Genomic DNA, 21829 nt, shown 5'->3' with positions numbered 1-21829 from the left:
GCGACCCTTCGGCGATCCCTTCGCCCGAAAACCCAGATTTCAACGTTTCAGCGGGCTCAATCCTGAGCCGCTGAACAGATCACACCGGGAGGTGCCCAGATGAGTGACAACCAGAAAGACGACCAGGAAATCGGCCCAGCAGGCGAAAAACTGCAGAAAGTCCTCGCCCGTATCGGCGTCGGCTCGCGCCGTGACGTGGAAGCGTGGATCAGCCAGGGCCGGATCAAGGTCAACGGCAAAGACGCCACCCTCGGCCTGCGCGTCGACATGCACGATGCAATTACCATTGATGGCAAGGTCATCAAGCGTGAAGAGGCTGCCGAGTCGGTCCGCCGCGTGATCATGTACAACAAGCCCGATGGCGAGATCTGCACCCGTGACGACCCGGAAGGCCGTCCGACCGTGTTCGACAAGTTGCCGCGTCCGAAAGAAGGGCGCTGGATCAACATCGGTCGTCTCGACATCAACACCACCGGTCTGCTGATGTTCACCACCGACGGTGAGCTGGCCAACCGCCTGATGCACCCGTCCTACGAGATGGACCGTGAGTACGCGGTGCGTGTACGTGGTGAAGTCGATGACGAGATGATCGAACGTCTGAAGGCCGGCGTTGTGCTGGAAGACGGCCCGGCGCGTTTCACCGACATCAAACAGGCACCGGGTGGCGAGGGCTTCAACCACTGGTATCACTGCGTGGTGATGGAAGGTCGCAACCGTGAAGTGCGTCGCCTGTGGGAATCCCAGGGGCTGGTGGTCAGCCGTCTGAAGCGCGTGCGTTTCGGTCCGGTGTTCCTCAACTCCGACCTGCCGATGGGCCGCTGGCGCGAAATGAGCCAGTACGAAGTCGATATTCTGAGTGCTGAAGTCGGCCTGACCCCGGTGGCCATGCCGCAACTGAACGCCAAGAGCAAAGACAAGCTCGACCGCATGCAGCGCAAGTCGTCGCGCCCGATGGCTCGTACCGAGCGCGTGCGTACCCTGCGTCCGGCGAACGGTGCACCGGCGGCTGCCGGCCCGCGTCAAGTGCGAGAGCCGCAGATCGAAGGCGAGCGTCCAGGTCGCAAGCCTGCAGCACGTGATGGCGAGCGCGCTCCGCGTCCGGCCAATGGCCGTACCGAGCGTGGCGAACGTGGTGCTCCGGCCGGTCGCGGTACGCCGGTGGCGGATCGTCCAGTCGACACCAAGCGCCCGGCCAAGCCTGCGCCGAAGCGTCCAGGCATCAAACTGGCTGACGATGACAAACCGTCGGGCAAGCGTCGTGGCGCCCCGGCCGGTTCCGGCCAGCGTCCGGGTTTCGGTCGCAAGAAGCCTGAATAAGGCAGTTGTAAGCTTCAAGCGGCAAGCTTCAAGCTGAAAACAGAAACGCCAACCTCAGGGTTGGCGTTTTTTTTTGGACTTTTTATTTCTTTTTTTCGGGTGTTTTTTTCTTGTTTTAAAACAAAAAACTTAGGGCCTTTCAAATAGTTAGCCAGCTAACGTCAATTGTCGCACCCGGCTTCGACGGGTCTGGAGTGGAAACTTTACGTTACGCACTGTCAGTGAATATTTACGAAAAAGCCGTCGCAGTCCCGTGAATCGGGTGCCTTTGTCAGGCTGTAAGGAAAATCTGCCGGAGCCAGGCCCGCCGGGCCTTGCGCAGGGCTCTGGCGTGCTTGTTTCAGGCTCGTTTGAGAGGTGAGATGCGCCCCATGCCTGTCGTGCAGGTGCATAACAAGAAGGAGGCGCAATGAACGCCGATATCCATTTTCACTTCTCTACGTGGGACGGATTTTCCATCGTCCACGCCGATGGCCTGCAAAGGCCTGACTCAATTTTTGCAGCCGCCCGGGCCTCTCGGGGCGGACACACGCAATCCCGGCAACCGACACGCTGATCCAGCGGGGTCTGGCAGCAGGGGGTTAGCGGTGTACAATGCGCCGCGTTTTAACTGTGACCCTCTGCGTAATCGCGCATACCTCAAGGCTATCCGTCTTGTTCACTCCGTCGCGTCACGAGCGTGTCGGGTTCGATTTCGTCACAGATAAAAACAAACAGGTGACGCATGACCGTTGTAAAAAAGCTGAATTCCTGGTGCCTGCGCTGGGGTTTGATCAAGGTTGGTTGAAATCGCAACCTTGCAGCAACGTCTACTGAACATCATCAAACCTTGCGTGAGACCTTTTTCATGAGTGGACAAAACTCGCAATCAGGCGAGCTGAAACGCGGCCTGAAAAATCGCCACATTCAACTGATCGCCCTCGGCGGCGCGATCGGTACCGGATTGTTCCTCGGCTCGGCCGGGGTGCTGAAATCCGCCGGCCCGTCGATGATCCTCGGCTATGCCATCTGCGGCTTCATCGCTTTCATGATCATGCGCCAGCTCGGCGAGATGATCGTCGAAGAGCCGGTGGCCGGCTCCTTCAGCCACTTTGCGCACAAGTACTGGGGCGGCTTTGCCGGTTTCCTGTCGGGCTGGAACTGCTGGATCCTGTACATCCTGGTGGGCATGTCGGAGCTGACCGCGGTCGGCAAGTACATTCACTACTGGGCACCGGAGATCCCGAGCTGGGTCACTGCGGCCGCCTTCTTCGTGCTGATCAACGCGATCAACCTGGCCAACGTCAAAGTCTTCGGTGAAGCCGAGTTCTGGTTCGCGATCATCAAGGTCGTGGCAATCGTCGGCATGATTGCCCTGGGCAGCTATCTGCTGGTCAGCGGCCATGGCGGTCCGCAGGCGTCGGTCAGCAACCTGTGGTCCCACGGCGGCTTCTTCCCGAACGGCGTCAGCGGTCTGGTGATGGCCATGGCGATCATCATGTTCTCCTTCGGTGGTCTGGAAATGCTCGGTTTCACCGCAGCCGAAGCCGACAAGCCGAAAACCGTGATCCCGAAAGCGATCAACCAGGTGATCTACCGGATCCTGATTTTCTACATCGGCGCACTGGTGATCCTGCTGTCGCTGACCCCATGGGACAGCCTGCTGGAAACCCTCAACGCGTCGGGCGACTCCTACAGCGGCAGCCCGTTCGTGCAAGTGTTTTCGATGCTCGGCAGCAGCACCGCCGCGCACATCCTCAACTTCGTGGTCCTGACCGCCGCGCTGTCGGTGTACAACAGCGGCACCTACTGCAACAGCCGCATGTTGTTGGGCATGGCTGAGCAGGGCGATGCGCCGAAAGGTCTGGCGAAGATCGACAAGCGCGGCGTGCCGGTGCGTTCGATCCTGGCCTCGGCGGCGGTCACGCTGGTGGCCGTGCTGCTCAACTACCTGATCCCGCAACACGCGCTGGAACTGCTGATGTCGCTGGTGGTTGCAACGCTGGTGATCAACTGGGCGATGATCAGCTTCTCGCACTTCAAGTTCCGCCAGCACATGAACAAGACCAACCAGAAGCCGCTGTTCAAGGCGCTGTGGTACCCGTATGGCAACTACATCTGCCTGGCGTTCGTCGCGTTCATTCTGGGTGTGATGCTGCTGATCCCGGGCATCCAGATCTCGGTGTACGCGATTCCGGTGTGGGTCGTGTTCATGTGGGTCTGCTACGTGATCAAGAACAAGCGTGGTGCGCAGCAGGCACTGTCTGCAGCAAGCGCTTCCAAATAAGCGACGCTGCAGAAACAACAAACCCGGCCAAGTGCCGGGTTTTTTGTGCTTGCAGATTATGGACGCTTCTCCGAGTTGCGAGCCACTCCAGCTGCTATGCGTAGTCAGCGATGGGATACAGCGTGCACAGCGCTTCGGTCTGCAAGCGGAATTGCTCCCTCAGCGCGGGCTCCAGCGTGTAGTCCTGCTCGCCGAGCGGCGTCACATTGTCCAGAATCCGGCACATCAGATCGACAATCTGCCGGCATCCCCGGGCGTCGATGTGGCGTTGCGCGATGGAGCCGGTGCCGATGCGCAGCCCACTGGTCACGAGGGATGATCGGGTTTCGCCGGGGACGCGGTGTTTGTTGACGATGATCCCGCAGTGCTCCAGCGCTGACTCCGCAATGGCGCCGGTGATGCCGCTGCGCAACCGCAGCAGAACCGCGTGGTTCTCACTGCGCCCGCCCACGACCTCGTAGTCATGTGCCTGAAACGCACTGGCGAACTCATCGGCCGTGCTCCGGATCCGCGCCATGTAGGCGTCGAACTCTGCCGACCTTGCATAGCCCAGTGCCGCCGCCTTGGCCGCGATCATGTTGACGGCCGGCGCGCCCTGCATTCCGGGAAACACGGCTTGATCAAGGGCACGACTGAAGGTCGTCCTCAGGCCGGGTACCTTGGTGTTCGCGTCCCGGCCGGAAAGGATCAGGCCGCCGCGGGGGCCCATGAGTTGCTTGTGTGTGCAGGTCGTGGTGACGTGTGCAACGTTGATCGGGCTCGGATGTCGCCCGGTGGCAACCAGTCCGGCGATGTGCGAAATATCAGCGAGCAGGATGGCCCCGGCCTCATCGGCTATCTCGCGGAACCGTTCGAAGTCCACAACCTGTGAATAGGCGGTGGCGCAGCACATGATAATGCGCGGGCGGTGGTCGAGGGCCAGTCGGCGTACGTTGTCGTAATCGATCACGCCTTCGGCGGTCGTGCCGTACTGGATCGCCTTGTAGTGGTCGCCCGAAAACGCGGCGTTGTTGCCATGGGTGAGATGACCTCCGTGTTCGACGGCCATTCCCAGCAGCGTATCCCCCGGCTCAAGCAGGCCGGTGAGCACCTGGTAGTTGGCGTTCGACGCCGAATGTGACTGCACGTTGGCGTACTGGGCGTCGAACAGCTCCCGGGCTCTTCGGATGGCCAGCGACTCGACCCGGGTGACGTTCTCGCACCCGGCGTTATAGCGCCTGCCGGGCATGCCCTCGGCCGTCACGTTGACCAGCGCCGACGCCGATGCCACCAAAGTGCGAGGCTTGACTGCGCAAGAGGAGGAGACCAGCGAGAGAGTCCGGTGTTGACGCGTGACTTCAGCGTCGAGGATCTGTGCGAGTTCGGCGTCTTCCGCCCGAAGATCCGCCAGGCCTCGTCGCAGTAAGTCGGCCTGGTTCGTAAGCTGTTCGGTATTGACTGGCATTGTCTGTATTCCTTCCCTGTTTGTTGCGCGCAACGAACAACCGCGCGCCTTCCCTGGTCTTGCGTGTGCGTACCTGCGTCCATGTTCTGCCAAACGCCATACAGGCCGATCCGTGTTCTGGCGGCGATGCGCGCAAAACTAAAGCCTGTATAAACAGCCGGTTTTCATGACCTCTGCTCGTAACCGTGAGGAGAGTATCGCCGGATGCATCATAGGTTTTTTGCTTGGGAACGCTACAAGATTAATCAGAAAAATGAACATTGTTCAAATAAAATGATTCTTTTTGTCCCCCTGAAGGGTGTAAAACTGCAGCTCGGCAGGCGTGACTTTCCGGGTGTCACGGGTGACGACAAGGAGAACTAACAAGTCAGTACAGATTTTGCTCACCTGGACTATGCGGTGTCGTTTAGTCACTCAAGGAGGGAGGATGCTATGATCGCGCGCGGCTTTGATACGGATGCAACTGTAATGACCCACTTCACTTGAGTGATCCATGAATGAGTGCTCGGGGTGTGATGTCAATTACAGTTATAAATGGATGGTAAGCACTTCATGCACAGAAGAGAAAGATCGGAGAATCTGAAAAACAACATCAAGTACTTGATTAAAAGTCGTGGGGAGACGCAGCTGTCCTTGTGCAACTCCAGTGGCCTGACCCGAACCACCATCTATAATATTCTCGAAGGGAAGGTGGTCAACGTACAGCAGTCCACGGTTCGCAAGATTTCTGATTTTTTTGGCGTTTCTTATGAAGAAATAGAAACGATCGATTTTGAAGAGAAGGAAATAATAGAAAGCAGTATTTCTCCGCAGGGGAATATGAACCCGGCGGCAGTGCCTATCATAAAAGAGAGCCTGGTTATCCAGAGTCTGGATAAAAGGATAGGCGAGTTGGCCACGATTTACCCGTTGACTTATTATTTCGGCACCTCCTTCAACTTGATAGGTGTGCTGCTGGAAAACGAGATCAATGGTTTACATGAGCCAGGCGATCTATTGATCGTGCAGAAAGGTTCGTCGACCGGCGACAGGGAAAAGCTGGTGTATGACAAGATCACAAACAGGCTGCTTATAACCAAAGAGATCAGCGTTGCTATGGATCGCATTTATGTTGTCGGGGATATAATCGAGGAACGATTTAATGGGTTGTAGTGTTGAAATGGAAAACAGCAAGTACAAGCTATTGGGGTTTGAAAATGGAAAAAGCCTGGCCGTCATCATGGTCATTGCGACCGGCAAGATTATTAAAATAAAACTGAGTGAAGTGTTGAATAGTGAGATTATGGACAATCTGAACAAGATAGAAGTCAAAAACCTGTACAAGAAGTTTTATTCCCAGGGAGGGACGCTCACTGCCTATGATCTGAATGATCGTCATGAGAGTTCCTGGATGATTTATATCATTCTGAACCTCATGTTGTTTACGCTGTACATCTTTACCAGTATCGCCGCGACCAAACCGATCTATCTGGAATACTTTGATATTATCGTAACGCCGGGTACCTTTCTTTATCCGTTGACCTTTCTGATCGTCGATCTGTTGAATGAGACGTTCGGTCTCAGACTGGCGCGAAAAGCGATTCTCTTTGCTTTCATCAGCAATGCGGCAATCATCATTTTGCTGGCCATCACGACTCATCTCCCCGGGCTGCCGGGTTGGAAACTCGATGGGCCTTACAATGACGTTATCAGCCAGTTGTCTTCTGTCCTGGTAGCCTCTTCTGTTTCGTTTCTGGTTTCCGAGAACATCAACTCGTATCTGTTGTGCAAAATCAAGGAGCTCACGAACTCCAGATTCCTGTTTTTGCGCGTGTTTTTAAGTACGTTGTTTGCGGTAATCATCGACAGCTTTCTTTTCTGCTTCATCGCATTTTATGGCGCGATGGAAACCAGCGCGATACTGAACATGATCTACGTTCAGATTGCGATAAAGGTTGGCTTCGCTTTCTTTAATGTCTTGCCTGCCTACGGGGCAAGGGCATTGTTCAAGAAATACTTGACGGGCAGTCAGGCGCAGTAATGCAGAGTGGCGCTCACCGGGTAGGTCGTTACCGTCATTCCAGGTGAGCGCTTGTTGCTGTGCAGTTGAATACTCAGTTCAAATTCAGTTTTGCTTTCAGGCTGTGCGCAACCTGATCTTTGTTATTCAGGAACTCATTCAGGCCTTTGGCACGAAGATTACAGGCATCGCAATTGGAGCAGCCGTTACCTTTTATGCCGTTGTAGCAGGTCAGTGTCTGGTCGCGAATAAACTCCAGCCGGTTATGGTAATCAGCCAGCGCCCAGGTTTCCGCTTTGTTCAGCCACATCAGCGGAGTGTCCAGGGTCAATTTATAATCCATACCCAGTTCAAGGGCTTTGTTCAGTGCCTTGACAAAGTCATCTCGGCAATCCGGGTAGCCAGAGAAGTCTGTTTCGCAAACACCGGTAATGACGGTCTTGGCCTGAACCTGGTACGCATATATGGAAGCCAGAGTCAAAAACAGGATGTTCCTGCCGGGCACGAAAGTACTCGGCAGACTTTCTCCTGAACTATTGATGGTCGGGACTGGAATGTTGTCGCGCGTCAGGCTGCTGATGGCCAGTTCATTCAGCAGTGACACATCCATGGTCTTGTGGATTGTCACACCAAGTTCTTTTGCCAGTTGCTGTGCAACTTCAATTTCTGCGCGATGGCGCTGGCCATAGTCAAACGTGATGCAGTGGATTTCATCGTAGTGGGTCAAGGCATGGATCAAGCAGGTTGTTGAATCCTGCCCGCCGCTAAAAACGATAACTGCTTTATTGCTCATGGATATGCTTCCTGCATTGATAGGGTAAGTGCAATGTTTGAACAATAATCGAGGGGTGCATGTCTCGGTTGCTCATTGCCGTGGCGATATTCTACGGAGTACGGCGCTCGTTGGCACTGATTAATGCCCCCATGTTGACGGGGCATTTCTCCCGGACGTTTTCCCGTTTCGCCTGCCCGTTTCGCCTGATAGTCGCCGTGTATAGTGAAAAGGCGCGACACTGAAAGCACACCCAGGGTCAAGCTGACCGTAGCCGCTACAGGTACGGCGAAACAGGCTCTACGATGAGAATGCAATGCTGAAGATTTCCAATAACGTGCATCTGCCGGATGCCGAGATCGAACTGACTGCCATCCGCGCCCAGGGGGCCGGCGGGCAGAACGTCAACAAGGTCTCCAGCGCCGTGCACCTGCGTTTCGATATTCCCGCCTCGTCCTTGCCCGAGTTCTACAAGGAGCGGCTGCTGGCGCTTCGCGACACGCGCATCACCAGCGACGGCGTGCTGATCATCAAGGCTCAGCAATACCGCACGCAGGAACAGAATCGCGCCGATGCACTGGAGCGTCTGACGGAGTTGATCCTCAGCGCCACCAAGATCGAAAAGAAACGCCGTCCAACCAAGCCGACGCTGGGTTCGAAGAAGCGTCGGCTGGAGTCGAAGACCAAGCGCGGCAGCATCAAGGCCGGGCGCGGCAAAGTCGATTTCTAGTCTTCGCGGTACTTCGATGTGTGGCGGTACAGATAGACGCTCAACGCCAGGCCGCTCACCGCAGCGATCGCGGCGAACAGGAAGATCGAGGCAAAACCGAAGCCCGCCGCAATCGCCCCGGCCAGCGGCCCGGTGATCCCCAACGACAAGTCGATGAACAACGAATAGGCGCCAACCGCCGCGCCACGGCTGGAAGCCGGCACCAGGTTCACCGCTTCCACGCCCAGCGCCGGGAACACCAGCGAGAAGCCGAAACCGCTCAATGCCGCACCCGCCAATGCCCAGTGCGCATCCGGCGCCAGCCATAGCAGCAGCAGGCCCAGTGTTTCCACCGAGAGGCAGGCAATCGCCACGCGAAAGCCGCCGAGACGGTTGATCAGGTTGCCGAACAGCAGTCGTGCGCCGATGAAGCTGGCACCGAACAGGCTCAGGCACAGCACCGCGTTATCCCAATGCTGGGTGGCGTAATACAGGGTGATGAAGGTGGCGATGGTGCCGAAGCCGATCGAGCCCAGCGCCAGTCCGCAGCCATGGGGAAAGACGCGACCCAGCACGTGCATGAACGGCAAGCGTTCGCCAGCGACAATCGGCGCGGCGGTTTTCGGCCAAGCCAGCAGCAAGCCCAGCGCTGCAAGCAACAGAATGCTCACGCCCATGCTCCAGAGACCGAAGCGGCTGACCAGCCACACGCCCAGCGGCGCACCGATTGCCAGCGCGCCGTAACTGGCGATGCCGTTCCACGAGATGACTTTGGCGGTGTTGGCCGCGCCGACGCGGCCGATGCCCCAGCCGATCGATCCGGAGCCGACAAGACTTTCTGCGCTGCCGAGCACCAGACGGCCGACGAACAGGCTGATCAGGCTGAGCATCGGCAGGTTGGGTGTCCAGGCCGAAATCAGCATGAACACACCGCTCAAGCCACAACCGGCCAGACCAATCATCACGGCGCGTTTGCTGCCCTTGTTGTCGATGATCTTGCCGGCATACGGGCGGCTGAGCAGGGTGGCGAGGTATTGCACGCTGATCACCAGACCGGCGATGACCGCGCCGAAGCCCAGGTCGCTATGCACGTAGCCGGGCAGCACGGCCAGCGGAATGCCGATATTCAGGTAGCCGATGAAGGTGAACAGGACGATGGAAACGACTTGCAGCGTGACCGCCAGGGGGCGCTGGGGTTCTGGCATAGAGGACGACATGGGTAACGATCCACGGGGAGAGCAGAATAGATAGGCTGCTCATGATACCGGCGTGGACGATGCTGCGGCGGGGAAAAGTAAAACTATTTGGCCGGGGCGACCAGTTGCGTGGTGACCAGTGCGGCGAGGGCGTTTTCTTCGCTGCCGAAACGGGCGAGCAGGGCGGCTTGTTTCTCGGGCGAGAGGCGGCTCCAGATCTCGATCATCTTCTCGGTGGCGCCGATGAGGATTTCAGCCTGTTGTTCGTTGAAGGATTCGTCGGTCATGGCGGGCTCGGCTTCAGGCAGTGTGGAAAGCGCATGTTAGCGCTTTCCACACGGTCTGTACGGCGGGTGTTACTTACTCTTTGCTGTCGGCCGGACGGCTTTCGGCGGCTTCTTTCGGCTCGGGCTGTTGGGCACCGGCTTGTTGCGTGGTCGTCTGCTCAGGTACGTGCAGGCTTGGGAAGGGGAGATTGGGAATCTCGTGCATGGTTGCGCTCCTCGCTAAGTCTGTTGATAGATCTGGTAGATCCGCGCTTTCAGAAAGCCTGCGAAGGATACAGCAGTAAAAATGACAAACAGATTTTTAATTCCGCTTGTTGCGACGGGCGGGATTGTCTAGACAAGTGCGACAGGGTGACGCAGGGCAAATTTGCTTGATCGTTCCCACGTCGAGGCGTCGAACCGTCCGCGTGGGAGTGCCTCAATGGACGCTCCGCGTCCGCTTCGGCAGGGACGCGGAGCGTCCCGGGATGCATTCCCACGCAGAGCGTGGGAACGATCACGGAGGGGGTTATTTGCAGACGCTGGCGATCGCTTCGGCCAGCAGATCCAGACGTGTCGCATCAATCCCGGCGACGTTGGCCCGGCCCGAGCTGACCATGTACACGCTGTGATGCTCACGCAGGTTTTTCACTTGTTCCGGCGACAGGCCGGTGTAGGAAAACATCCCGCGTTGCACGCCAATGTGCGCAAAGCGCTCGCGCAGGCCGTGCGGTTCCAGTGCTTCGACCAAACCGCTGCGCAACTGGGCGATACGCAGACGCATGGCTTCCACTTCGTCGGCCCAGCGGCGTTTCAGCTCCGGGTCGGCGAGGATTGTTGCGACGACGGCCGCGCCGTGATCCGGCGGCGTCGACCACAGGTTGCGGGCGATGTGCGCCAGCTGGCTGCGGATGTCGATGAGCTTGTCAGCGGTTTTCGCGCAGACGATCAGCGCACCGGTACGGTCGCGGTACAGGCCGAAGTTCTTCGAGCAGGAGCTGGTGATCAGCAGCTCAGGCAACTCGGCGGCGAACAGCCGGGTTGACCATGCATCCTGCTCCAGACCGTCGCCAAAGCCCTGGTAGGCGAAGTCGATCAGCGGCAGCAGATTGCGGCTGCGCACCACGTCCAGCACCCGGTGCCAGTCGTCGTGACTCAGATCGAAACCGGTCGGGTTGTGGCAGCACGCGTGCAGCAGCACCACATCACCTTTCGGCACTTCGTTGAGCACGGCGAGCATGGCATCGACGTCGAGGCGGTTGTCGCTGCCGACGTACGGGTAATGGCTGATCTTGACCCCGGCGGCCGCGAAAATCGTTTCGTGGATCGGCCAGGTCGGGTTGCTCAGCCATACGCCTTTGCCCGGCAGGCATTGCGCGATGAAATCCGCTGCCAGACGCAAGGCGCCAGTACCGCCCGGGGTCTGGGTGGCGCCGGCACGCTGCCCGGCGATCAGCGCCGAATCGGCACCAAGCACCAGCTCATTGATCACCTTGCCGAACAGCGGATTGCCGTGGCCACCGATGTAGGTCTTGGTGTCCTGGCTCTCGACCAGACGCGCCTCGGCGATTTTCACCGCTTCGGGAATCGGCGTCAGGCCCTGGGCATCCTTGTAGACGCCCACGCCGAGGTCGAACTTGCGCGGGTTGGAATCCTGCGAGTAGGCCTCCATCAGGCCGAGGATCGGGTCGCCGGGCACCCGGCCGATGGCGTCGAAGTGCATTACTTGCGTCCTTCTGCGGTCTTGGCCACTTCGTCAGTGCGCGCGGCCATGATGAAGTCGTTGCGGTGCAGGCCTTTGATCGAGTGGCTCCACCAGGTCACGGTGACTTTGCCCCACTCGGTCAGCAGACCCGGGTGGTGACCTTCGGCCTCGGAGATCTCGCCGACGGCGTTGGTGAAGGCCAGGGCGTGCTTGAAATTCTTGAACAGGAAGACTTTTTCCAGCTGCATGATGCTGTCACGCACTTCGATGTTCCAGTCAGGGATCTGCTTGATCAGGATCGGCAGTTCTTCATCGCTGACTTGTGGGGCATCGGCACGGCACGCTTCGCAATGGGCTTGGTTCAAAGTGGACATGGTTTGATTCCTGAGATCGGATGTCTTTTTTATAAGAGCTGTTACGGTCGTCAATGTCGTCACGCTAAACCAAAGCCGCGACGACTGACAGACTCACTTGTAAGTAAAAGCCACGGTTCACGCAGCTTTTGGTTTCGGCGGAAATTTCGGTGCGTGCAGACCCAGCTGCATGCCTTGCTTGACCATGCCCATGATGTCTTCGTGGGCGAGGTCGAACAGGCGCTTGAGGTTCGGCAGGACAAAGTACAGCGGTTGCAGGATGTCGATGCGATACGGCGTGCGCATCGCTTCCAGCGGATCGAAGGCCTGATGTTCAGGTTCGTCCGACAGCGAATAAACGGTTTCTTTTGGCGAAGACAGGATGCCGCCGCCATAGATGCGTTTGCCCTGCGGAGTATCGACCAGGCCGAACTCGATGGTCATCCAGTACAGGCGCGCCAGGTAAACGCGCTCTTCCTTGGTCGCTTGCAGGCCGAGCTTGCCGTAGGTGTGGGTGAATTCGGCGAACCACGGGTTGGTCAGCAGCGGGCAGTGACCAAAGATCTCGTGGAAAATGTCCGGTTCTTGCAGGTAGTCCAGTTCTTCACGGGTGCGAATGAACGTGGCCACCGGGAACTGCTTGCTGGCGAGCAATTCGAAAAAGGTCTGGAACGGAATCAGCGCCGGGACGCGGGCGACCTGCCAACCGGTGGTCTCGCCGAGCACCTTGTTGATCTCGCCCAGTTGCGGGATGCGGTCGTGGGGCAGGCCGAGTTTTTCGATACCGTCCAGGTATTCCTGGCACGCCCGACCCTCGATCACTTTCAACTGGCGGGTGATCAGCGTGTTCCACACCGCGTGTTCTTCGGCGGGGTAGTCGATAAAACCTTGCGCATCGGGCTCGCGGGCCACGTATTGCGTCTGCTTCATACTGCTCTCCTGCGAGGGGAATTCGTTCTTGTTATGTCCTGCTATGGACTGAGAAATACCCCAGAGCGTGCCCTGATGCAGCAGGTTGAAGACCTGTCGAGTAGGAAAAGTCTCTTTAAATCGTAAAATTATCGTTACGGTTTGTGCGATAAGTCGTGATTACGGTGATTGGCGGGTTTGAAATGGCCGGTGTCTGTCACATAATCTTGACGACTATCTTGCGGGCGGCAGAGAAAAATCCGCCCCTCTACCTGTTTCGGGCCTTTATATGCGTATCAAAGTCCACTGCCAGAACCGCATCGGCATCCTGCGCGACATCCTCAATCTGCTGGTGGAGTACGGGATCAACGTTGCCCGCGGCGAGGTCGGCGGTGAGCATGGCAATGCGATCTATCTGCATTGCCCGAACCTGATCAATCTGCAGTTCCAGGCGTTGCGGCCCAAATTCGAAGCCATCGCCGGGGTGTTCGGCGTCAAGCGGGTAGGGCTGATGCCCAGCGAGCGCCGGCACATGGAACTGAATGCATTGCTCGGTGCGCTGGAATTTCCGGTGCTGTCGATCGACATGGGCGGCTCGATCGTTGCCGCCAACCGTGCGGCGGCGCAGTTGCTCGGGGTGCGGGTCGACGAAGTGCCGGGGATTCCACTGTCGCGTTACGCCGAGGATTTCGACTTGCCTGAACTGGTGCGCGCCAACAAATCGCGAATCAATGGCATGCGGGTCAAGGTCAAGGGCGACATCTTTCTGGCCGACATCGCCCCGCTGCAATCGGAGCACGACGACAGCGAAGCCATGGCCGGCGCGGTGCTGACGTTGCATCGGGCGGATCGGGTCGGTGAGCGCATCTATAACGTGCGCAAGCAGGAGTTGCGTGGCTTCGACAGCATCTTCCAAAGCTCGAAAGTGATGGCGGCAGTGGTGCGCGAAGCCCGGCGCATGGCGCCACTCGATGCGCCGCTATTGATTGAAGGTGAAACCGGCACCGGCAAGGAGTTGCTGGCACGGGCCTGTCACCTGGCGAGCCCTCGTGGTCAGTCGCCATTGATGGCGCTCAACTGCGCGGGGCTGCCGGAATCGATGGCCGAGACCGAGTTGTTCGGCTACGGGCCCGGTGCCTTTGAGGGTGCACGGGCCGAAGGCAAGCTCGGGCTGCTGGAACTGACGGCGGGCGGCACGTTGTTCCTCGATGGTGTCGGCGAAATGAGCCCGCGCTTACAGGTGAAATTGCTGCGCTTCCTGCAGGACGGTTGCTTCCGTCGTGTGGGCAGTGATGAAGAGGTTTACCTGGATGTGCGCGTGATCTGCGCCACCCAGGTCGACCTGTCCGAGTTGTGCACCCGTGGCGAGTTTCGCCAGGATTTGTACCATCGCTTAAACGTGCTTTCGTTGCACATCCCGCCACTGCGCGAATGCCTCGACGGTTTGACGCCGCTGGTAGAGCACTTCCTTGATCAGGCCAGTCGGCAGATTGGTTGTCCGTTGCCGAAACTGGCGCCGGCGGCGATGGATCGGCTCAGTCATTACCACTGGCCGGGCAACGTGCGACAACTGGAGAACGTGCTGTTCCAGGCGGTTTCGCTGTGTGATGGCGGGACGGTCAAGGCCGAGCATATTCGTCTGCCGGACTATGGTGTGCGTCAGCCGCTTGGCGATTTCTCGCTGGAGGGCGGGCTCGACGAGATTGTCGGGCGCTTCGAGAAAGCGGTGCTTGAGCGACTGTATTCCGAACACCCGAGCAGTCGGCAGCTGGGCAAGCGGCTGGGCGTCTCGCACACCACGATTGCCAACAAGCTGCGTGAATATGAGGTGGGCAAGACCGAGTCTTGATCCCTGCGCGATCACTCCTGCGCAAGGCACGGGGTGATCGCGCCTTACCATTGCCGCCAAGCGGCATGACACCGCCGGTTTTTCGACTTCGATACATTTCCCCAAACCCTGCTGAATCCCTCAAGTCCTTTGTTTATCGGGTCCTCGACCGCCAGAAAAAAGTTGGTCTGCAAATTGCTTGTGGCTCAGCAGTACAGCGGTGGGCGGCAAACGTCCGGCATGCAGAGGAAAGAGTGTGGACAAGTACCTTTATGTGGCAATGACCGGCGCCAGCCAGAACGCACTGGCGCAAAAGGCTCATGCCAACAACCTGGCGAACATCTCCACCAATGGTTTTCAGCGCGACCTGGAGCAGGCGCGTTCGATGCCGGTGTTCGGTGACAGCTTTCCGGCGCGTGCGTTTGCCATGAGCGAACGGCCCGCCACCGACTTCACCGCAGGCTCCCTGGTGGAGACCGGTCGCGACCTCGACGTCGCTGTGACCGGCAACGGTTTCATTGCCGTGCAGAACCCCAACGGCGGCGAAAGCTACGTGCGCACCGGCAGCCTCAATATCGACGCCCTGGGCGTGCTGCGTGCCGGCAACGGCATGCCGGTCATGGGCAACGGCGGGCCGATTGCCGTACCGCCGCAGCAGCAGGTGGAAGTCGGTGAAGACGGCACCATCAGTATTCGTGCGATGGGCGAAGGCCCGCGCGTCATGGCCGAAGTCGACCGGATCAAACTGGTCAATCCGGACATCAAGAACATGAACAAGGGCCTGGACGGTTCGATCTACACCAAGGACGGCCAGCCTGCGCCGGCCGATGCCAACGTCAAACTGGTGTCGGGTTTCCTGGAGTCGAGCAACGTCAATGCCGTGGAAGAAATGACCTCGGTGCTGGCCCTGGCCAAGCAGTTCGAGTTGCACGTCAAGATGATGAACACCGCCAAAGACGACGACCAGGCCATGGCTCGGGTCTTGCAGATCAGCTAATTATCAGAACGTCGCGCCGTAAAACAGGCGCACGAGGAGAATCGAATGCTTCCGGCTCTATGGGTTGCCAAAACCGGTCTGTCCGCCCAGGACACCAACCTGACCACCATTTCCAACAACCTGGCGAACGTGTCGACCACGGGTTTCAAACGTGACCGCGCCGAGTTCCAGGACCTGCTGTACCAGATCAAGCGTCAGCCAGGCGCCCAGTCGACCCAGGACAGCGAACTGCCGTCGGGTCTGCAAGTGGGTACTGGTGTGCGCATCGTCGGCACCCAGAAAAACTTCACCGCCGGTAGCCTGCAAACCACCGAGCAGCCGCTGGACATGGCCCTCGACGGCCGTGGTTTCTTCCAGATCCTGCAACCGGACGGCACCACGTCCTACACTCGTGACGGTACTTTCCACCTCGACTCCAATGGCCAGATCGTCAACGCCAGTGGTTTCGCTCTGGAGCCGGCGATTGTCATCCCGAACAACGCTCAGACCTTCACTGTCGGCCGTGACGGCACCGTGTCGATCACCGTTGCCGGCAACGCCGCTTCGCAAGTGATCGGCAACCTGCAAACCGCCGACTTCATCAACCCGGCCGGTCTGCAAGCCGTGGGCAACAACCTGTTCCTGGAAACCGCCGCTTCCGGCGCGCCGCAAATCGGCACTCCGGGCCTGAACGGTTTCGGCACCACCCTGCAGAACACTCTGGAAACCTCCAACGTCAGCACCGTGGAAGAGATGGTCAACATGATCACCACTCAGCGCGCTTACGAGATGAACTCCAAGGTGATCTCCACCGCCGACCAGATGCTCTCGTTCGTAACGCAGAATCTGTAATCAAGTCTATGAGGCGGCCATGAGGCCGCCTGCAATACCGTGAGGTAAGGGTCATGAAACGCTTCGTATCTGTTCTGGCATTGGGTGGGGTGGTCTCGCTCGCGGGCTGCGTCGCTCCGACGCCCAAGCCCAATGACCCTTACTACGCCCCGGTGTTGCCGCGGACGCCGTTGCCGGCGGCCGCCAACAACGGCTCGATCTATCAGGCCGGTTTCGAACAGAACCTGTACAGCGACCGCAAGGCGTTCCGGGTCGGTGACATCATCACCATCACCCTGAACGAGAAGACTCAGGCCAGCAAGAACGCCAACTCGCAAGTGGCCAAGAACAGCAAGACCGGCATCGGCCTGACTTCGCTGTTCGGCGGCAGCGGCACCACCAACAACCCGTTGGGCGGTAACGATCTGAGCCTGGACGTCGGCTACAGCGGCGACCGCGCGACAAAGGGTGACAGCAAGGCGGCCCAGGGCAACACCCTGACCGGTTCGATCACCGTGACCGTCGCCGACGTGTTGCCCAACGGCATCATCGCTGTGCGTGGCGAGAAGTGGATGACCCTCAACACCGGTGATGAACTGGTGCGGATCGCCGGCCTCGTACGCGCCGATGACATCGCCACCGACAACACCGTGTCGTCGACCCGGGTCGCCGATGCGCGCATCACCTACTCGGGCACCGGTTCGTTCGCCGATGCGAGTCAGCCAGGCTGGTTCGACCGTTTCTTCCTCAGCCCGCTGTTCCCTTTCTAGGTGGCTACGTTGAATTTCAAGAGCCTCATGCTCGCTGCGGCGTTGATGTCCGCAGCCTTTGGTGCCCACGCCGAGCGGCTGAAAGATATCGCCAGCATCTCTGGCGTGCGCTCCAACCAGTTGATCGGCTACGGCCTGGTGGTCGGGCTTAACGGCACCGGCGACCAGACGACGCAAACCCCGTTCACCCTGCAGACCTTCAACAACATGCTCTCGCAGTTCGGCATCAAGGTGCCGCCGGGATCGGGCAACGTGCAGTTGAAAAACGTCGCGGCGGTATCGGTGAGTGCCGATCTGCCGGCGTTCGCCAAACCGGGTCAGCAGGTCGACATCACCGTTTCGTCCATCGGTAACTCCAAGAGCCTGCGCGGCGGCACCCTGTTGCTGACCCCGCTCAAGGGTATCGACGGCAACGTCTACGCCATCGCTCAGGGCAACCTGGTAGTGGGTGGTTTCGATGCCGAAGGTCGTGACGGTTCGAAGATCACCGTCAACGTTCCGTCGGCCGGTCGCATCCCGGGTGGTGCATCGGTCGAGCGTTCGGTGCCGAGCGGTTTCAATCAGGGCAACAGCCTGACGCTGAACCTCAACCGTTCCGACTTCACCACCGCCAAGCGCATCGTCGACAAGATCAACGACATGCTCGGCCCTGGCGTTGCCCAGGCCATCGACGGCGGTTCGATCCGCGTCACTGCGCCGCTCGATCCGAGCCAGCGCGTCGACTATCTGTCGATCCTGGAAAACCTCGAAGTCGACCCGGGTCAGGCCGTGGCGAAAGTCATCATCAACTCGCGTACCGGCACCATCGTCATCGGCCAGAACGTGAAGGTTTCGCCGGCCGCCGTGACCCACGGCAGCCTGACCGTGACCATCACCGAAGACCCGATCGTCAGCCAGCCGGGCCCGTTGTCCAATGGTCAGACGGCCGTGGTGCCGCGTTCGCGCGTGAATGCTCAGCAGGAAGCCAAGCCGATGTTCAAGTTCGGCCCGGGCACCACCCTCGACGAAATCGTGCGTGCGGTGAACCAGGTCGGCGCGGCACCGGGTGACCTGATGGCCATTCTCGAAGCACTGAAGCAGGCCGGCGCGTTGCAAGCCGACCTGATCGTGATCTGAGGACGGCACTCATGGATATGCGCAAAAGCGGTCTGGTCAGCAGCAGCGATTCGGGTTCGTACTCCGACCTCAATCGATTGAACCAGCTCAAGGTCGGCGACAAGAACAGCGACGGGAACATGCGCAAGGTTGCGCAGGAATTCGAATCGCTGTTCCTCGGTGAAATGCTCAAGTCGATGCGTTCGGCCACTGAAGCGCTGGGTCAGGACAACCCGCTCAACACCCCGGCAGCCAAGCAGTATCAGGAAATGTACGACCAGCAACTGGCGGTGTCTCTGTCCCGCGAGGGCGGTGGTATCGGTCTGGCCGACGTGCTGATGAAGCAGATGTCGAAGAACAAACCGATGGCACCGGGCGAGGCCGCCGCCGCGTCGGCTGCCAAGCAGCAGGAAGCTCTGGCCAAGGCCGCTGCGGTGGAAACGCCGATTGCCGCCGGCACCGTGGCTACCAACGGTCCGCTGTCGCGCCTCAATGGCGAGCGTCCGTTGTGGGCTTCGCGTTCGGTGCATGCGCCGAATACCCAGCTGGCCCATCGCAACGACATGGAAATGATCAACCAGCGTCGTCTGGCGCTGCCGCCGAAACTGGCTGATCGCTTGCTCGCCGGTCTGGTGCCTTCGGCCACGCCGACGGCGGCCGCTCAATTGCCGCAGCGTGCCACGACGGCTGCTGCCACCGGTTCCGGCCCGCTGTACAACGGCGACTGGCTGGCCCGCGCCGAGGCGGACAAGGCCTCTGGTGGACAGATGCAGATTTACGGTCGCGCCATGGCGCAGATTCCGCTGGCGCCGGCGAAGAAGGCTTTCAGCAACGCCGACGAATTCGTCAACACCATGCTGCCGATGGCCAAAGAGGCGGCCGCGCGCATCGGTGTCGATCCGCGTTATCTGGTGGCTCAGGCCGCGCTCGAAACCGGCTATGGCAAGTCGGTCATGCGCGCCCAGGACGGCACCAGCAGTCACAACCTGTTCGGCATCAAGGCCAGCAGCAACTGGCAGGGCGATTCGGCCCGGGCGATCACCAGCGAGTTCCGCAACGGGCAGATGGTCAAGGAGACGGCCGAGTTCCGTTCCTATGCCTCGTACAAGGACAGCTTCCACGATCTGGTGACTTTGCTGCAGAGCAATAATCGCTATCAAGATGTGCTGAAGTCGGCCGATAACCCAGAACAGTTTGTACGCGAGTTACAAAAGGCCGGTTACGCGACCGACCCGAACTACGCAAGCAAGATTTCGCAGATTGCCAGGCAGATGACGGTAAATCAGAACTACGCTGCGGCCGGCGTTTCAACAACGCCTTTATAAACACAAGGTAAGGTTTGAATCATGAGTTTGCTCAATATCGGGATGTCGGGGTTGGCCGCGAGTTCGTCCTCTCTGGCTGTGACAGGTAACAACATTGCCAACGTCGACACCGCCGGTTATTCACGCCAGCAAACCGTGCAGGGCACCAAGGCCTCGCAGCAGTTCGGCAACGTCTTCATCGGCACGGGCACGACCCTGGCCGACGTGCGCCGGGTGTACAACTCTTACCTCGAAACACAACTGCACACTGCCACGTCGCTCAACAGCGAAGCGGCCGCGTATGGCGCCCAGGCGACCGCGCTGGACGCCTCGCTGTCCGACACCAACACGGGCCTGACCGGTGTGCTGCAGAAATTCTTCACCTCGATGCAGGGTGTAGCGACCTCGGCGACCGACGACACTTCCCGTCAGTCGGTGCTGACCGGTGCGCAGGCCCTGACCAGCCGCTTCAATGCGCTGGCCAAACAGCTGAACGATCAGAACACCACGATCAACGGCAACCTGTCGGACATGACGGCCCAGGTGAACAAGCTGGCCACCTCGATTGCCAACCTGAACCAGAAGATCGGTGAGGTTTCCACCAGCGGCGGCCAGCCGAACGATCTGCTCGACAGCCGTAACGAAGCCGTGCGCCAGCTCTCCGAGTTGACCGGTGCGCAAGTCGTCGAGCGCGGCAGCAGTTTCGACGTCTACGTCGGCAGCGGTCAGCCACTGGTCATCGGCAACACCACCAACACCCTGAGCACCGTGCCGAGCAAGGACGACCCGTCGCGCATGGGCATCCAGATGGATCGCGGCTCAAGCACCCTCGACATCACCTCGGTGATGAGCGGTGGTGAAATCGGTGGTCTGCTGACCTATCGCAATGAAGTGCTCAACCCTTCGCTCAACGAGCTGGGCCGTGTAGCACTGGTCATTGCTGACCAGATGAATCGCCAGCAAGCCCAGGGCATCGACAAGAACGGTGACTTCGGCGCGGCCATTTTCAACGACATCAACAGTGCCGCACTGATCAGCCAGCGCAGCATTGCCCAGTCGACCAACAGTGCAGGTTCGGGCAACCTGAATGTCACCATCAAGGACACTGGCAAGCTGACCACCAGTGATTACCAGGTGACCTTCACCAGCGCGACCAACTACTCGGTCAAGCGCTCGGACGGTACCGACATGGGTTCGTTCAGCACCACGACCACGCCACCGCCAGTGATCGACGGCTTCACCCTGGCCCTCAATGGCGGTGCGTTGAGCGCCGGCGACACCTTCAAGGTGACCCCGACCCGTAACGCCGGCAGCACCATCCAGACCGTGCTCACCGATCCGAAGAAAATCGCGGCGGCAGCACCGTTGACCGGCGTGGCCAGTGCCAACAACTCCGGCACCTACACACAGCCGACGCTGATCGACACCCTCGACATCACCAACCCGGCCTCTCAGGCCGAGCTGCAGAATGCGCTCAAGTACTCGACGCCGGTCAAACTGGTCATGGGTGCGGTCGCCAGCGGCAGCCAGTCGTACAACATGGTCGATGCCAAGGGCAACACCATCGGTTCCGGCACCATCGTGCCGGGGCAGGCCAACACCCTGAACCTCAAGATCGGCATGGTCGACTCCACCGGTGCTCCGGTAATGGATACCTCGGTCACGCCGAACGTGCAGAAAACCTTCACCGTGCAGACCACCGTGGGCGCGACGCCGAAGCCAGGCGAAACCTTCACGATCAACCTGACCGGCGCGGCCTCTTCGGACAACCGCAACGCGCAGGCGCTGGTTGGCTTGCAGACCAAACAGACTGTAGATACCGGCACGGCGAGCAAGGGCATCAGCCTGACTGACGCCTACAACAAGCTGGTGACCAACGTCGGTACCAAGGCTGCCCAGAGCAAGTCCGACAGCGCCGCGACCACGGTGATTCTGGATCAGGCCCAGGGCGCGCGCGATTCGCTGTCCCAGGTCAACCTGGACGAAGAAACCGGCAACCTGGTCAAGTATCAGCAGTACTACACCGCCTCTTCGCAAATCATCAAGGCTGCGCAGGAAACCTTCGCAACGCTGATCAACAGTCTTTAAG

Annotated in this window: 20 protein-coding genes; 12 read left to right on the top strand and 8 right to left on the bottom strand. The window is 59.2% G+C overall.

The window, feature by feature from the left end:
• Window positions 1-99: 99 nt before the first annotated feature.
• Window positions 100-1317, top strand: coding sequence for a 23S rRNA pseudouridine(2605) synthase RluB (gene rluB / locus AC07VV_RS12855; protein WP_495036418.1), 1218 nt, complete (start codon window positions 100-102; stop codon window positions 1315-1317).
• Window positions 1318-2164: 847 nt separating this feature from the next.
• Window positions 2165-3583: an amino acid permease gene (locus tag AC07VV_RS12850; protein WP_495036417.1), complete on the top strand. Its 1419-nt coding sequence runs from the start codon at window positions 2165-2167 to the stop codon at window positions 3581-3583.
• A 94-nt stretch (window positions 3584-3677) separates the two neighbouring features.
• On the opposite strand, the gene glyA is transcribed toward AC07VV_RS12850, so the two are convergent.
• Entirely contained in the window at window positions 3678-5027 is a 1350-nt protein-coding gene (gene glyA / locus AC07VV_RS12845) for a serine hydroxymethyltransferase (RefSeq protein WP_495036416.1), read from the bottom strand.
• A gap of 552 nt (window positions 5028-5579) precedes the next feature.
• Here glyA and AC07VV_RS12840 point away from each other — a divergent pair.
• The gene (locus AC07VV_RS12840) at window positions 5580-6179 is read left to right on the top strand and encodes a helix-turn-helix transcriptional regulator (RefSeq protein ID WP_495036415.1); all 600 of its coding nucleotides are present in this window, start codon (window positions 5580-5582) and stop codon (window positions 6177-6179) included.
• Window positions 6169-7047, top strand: coding sequence for a queuosine precursor transporter (locus tag AC07VV_RS12835; RefSeq protein ID WP_085733783.1), 879 nt, complete (start codon window positions 6169-6171; stop codon window positions 7045-7047). The genes AC07VV_RS12840 and AC07VV_RS12835 overlap by 11 nt, the downstream gene beginning before the upstream one ends.
• 73 nt (window positions 7048-7120) lie before the next feature.
• On the opposite strand, the gene queC is transcribed toward AC07VV_RS12835, so the two are convergent.
• Window positions 7121-7819, bottom strand: coding sequence for a 7-cyano-7-deazaguanine synthase QueC (gene queC / locus AC07VV_RS12830; RefSeq protein WP_495036414.1), 699 nt, complete (start codon window positions 7817-7819; stop codon window positions 7121-7123).
• 295 nt (window positions 7820-8114) lie between these two features.
• Here queC and arfB point away from each other — a divergent pair, with 295 nt between their 5' ends.
• Window positions 8115-8528: an alternative ribosome rescue aminoacyl-tRNA hydrolase ArfB gene (gene arfB, locus AC07VV_RS12825; RefSeq protein WP_096822216.1), complete on the top strand. Its 414-nt coding sequence runs from the start codon at window positions 8115-8117 to the stop codon at window positions 8526-8528.
• Here the strand turns inward: arfB and AC07VV_RS12820 are convergent.
• The 6 genes from AC07VV_RS12820 to phhA form a co-directional block, all read right to left on the bottom strand.
• Window positions 8525-9712 carry an MFS transporter gene (locus AC07VV_RS12820; protein ID WP_495036742.1) on the bottom strand — a complete coding sequence of 396 codons (1188 nt, stop codon included), beginning with the start codon at window positions 9710-9712 and terminating at the stop codon, window positions 8525-8527. The two genes, arfB and AC07VV_RS12820, sit on opposite strands and share 4 nt — an antisense overlap.
• 95 nt (window positions 9713-9807) lie before the next feature.
• Window positions 9808-9990, bottom strand: coding sequence for a hypothetical protein (locus AC07VV_RS12815; protein ID WP_065260808.1), 183 nt, complete (start codon window positions 9988-9990; stop codon window positions 9808-9810).
• 73 nt (window positions 9991-10063) lie between these two features.
• A complete protein-coding gene (locus AC07VV_RS12810) occupies window positions 10064-10195 on the bottom strand; it encodes a hypothetical protein (protein ID WP_255261961.1) in 132 nt (43 codons plus the stop codon).
• A gap of 303 nt (window positions 10196-10498) precedes the next feature.
• Entirely contained in the window at window positions 10499-11692 is a 1194-nt protein-coding gene (locus AC07VV_RS12805) for an amino acid aminotransferase (protein ID WP_495036413.1), read from the bottom strand.
• Entirely contained in the window at window positions 11692-12048 is a 357-nt protein-coding gene (locus AC07VV_RS12800; RefSeq protein ID WP_003222798.1) for a 4a-hydroxytetrahydrobiopterin dehydratase, read from the bottom strand. Before AC07VV_RS12800 ends, AC07VV_RS12805 begins: the two co-directional genes overlap by 1 nt.
• 117 nt (window positions 12049-12165) lie before the next feature.
• Complete coding sequence (gene phhA, locus AC07VV_RS12795) at window positions 12166-13002, bottom strand: phenylalanine 4-monooxygenase (protein ID WP_225739972.1); 837 nt, start codon at window positions 13000-13002, stop codon at window positions 12166-12168.
• Between the two features lie 223 nt (window positions 13003-13225).
• Here phhA and AC07VV_RS12790 point away from each other — a divergent pair, with 223 nt between their 5' ends.
• The 7 genes from AC07VV_RS12790 (at window position 13226) to flgK (ending at window position 21828) form a co-directional block, all read left to right on the top strand.
• The gene (locus AC07VV_RS12790; RefSeq protein WP_495036412.1) at window positions 13226-14785 is read left to right on the top strand and encodes a sigma-54-dependent transcriptional regulator; all 1560 of its coding nucleotides are present in this window, start codon (window positions 13226-13228) and stop codon (window positions 14783-14785) included.
• A gap of 235 nt (window positions 14786-15020) precedes the next feature.
• The gene (locus AC07VV_RS12785; RefSeq protein ID WP_096822211.1) at window positions 15021-15761 is read left to right on the top strand and encodes a flagellar basal body rod protein FlgF; all 741 of its coding nucleotides are present in this window, start codon (window positions 15021-15023) and stop codon (window positions 15759-15761) included.
• Window positions 15762-15806: 45 nt separating this feature from the next.
• Entirely contained in the window at window positions 15807-16592 is a 786-nt protein-coding gene (flgG, locus tag AC07VV_RS12780; RefSeq protein ID WP_096822210.1) for a flagellar basal-body rod protein FlgG, read from the top strand.
• A 53-nt stretch (window positions 16593-16645) separates the two neighbouring features.
• Window positions 16646-17341 (top strand): flagellar basal body L-ring protein FlgH, encoded by a 696-nt coding sequence (flgH, locus tag AC07VV_RS12775; protein WP_007965503.1) that lies wholly within the window; start codon window positions 16646-16648, stop codon window positions 17339-17341.
• 27 nt (window positions 17342-17368) lie between these two features.
• On the top strand, window positions 17369-18457 hold the full coding sequence (locus AC07VV_RS12770; protein WP_080593281.1) for a flagellar basal body P-ring protein FlgI: 1089 nt from the start codon (window positions 17369-17371) through the stop codon (window positions 18455-18457).
• An 11-nt stretch (window positions 18458-18468) separates the two neighbouring features.
• On the top strand, window positions 18469-19761 hold the full coding sequence (flgJ, locus tag AC07VV_RS12765) for a flagellar assembly peptidoglycan hydrolase FlgJ (protein ID WP_495036411.1): 1293 nt from the start codon (window positions 18469-18471) through the stop codon (window positions 19759-19761).
• Between the two features lie 21 nt (window positions 19762-19782).
• Complete coding sequence (flgK, locus tag AC07VV_RS12760; RefSeq protein ID WP_495036410.1) at window positions 19783-21828, top strand: flagellar hook-associated protein FlgK; 2046 nt, start codon at window positions 19783-19785, stop codon at window positions 21826-21828.
• Window position 21829 lies beyond the last annotated feature (1 nt).

The sequence above is a fragment of the Pseudomonas sp. GW821-FHT02C04 genome, from assembly GCF_059421845.1.
This window is presented reverse-complemented; position numbering and strand designations above follow the sequence as displayed.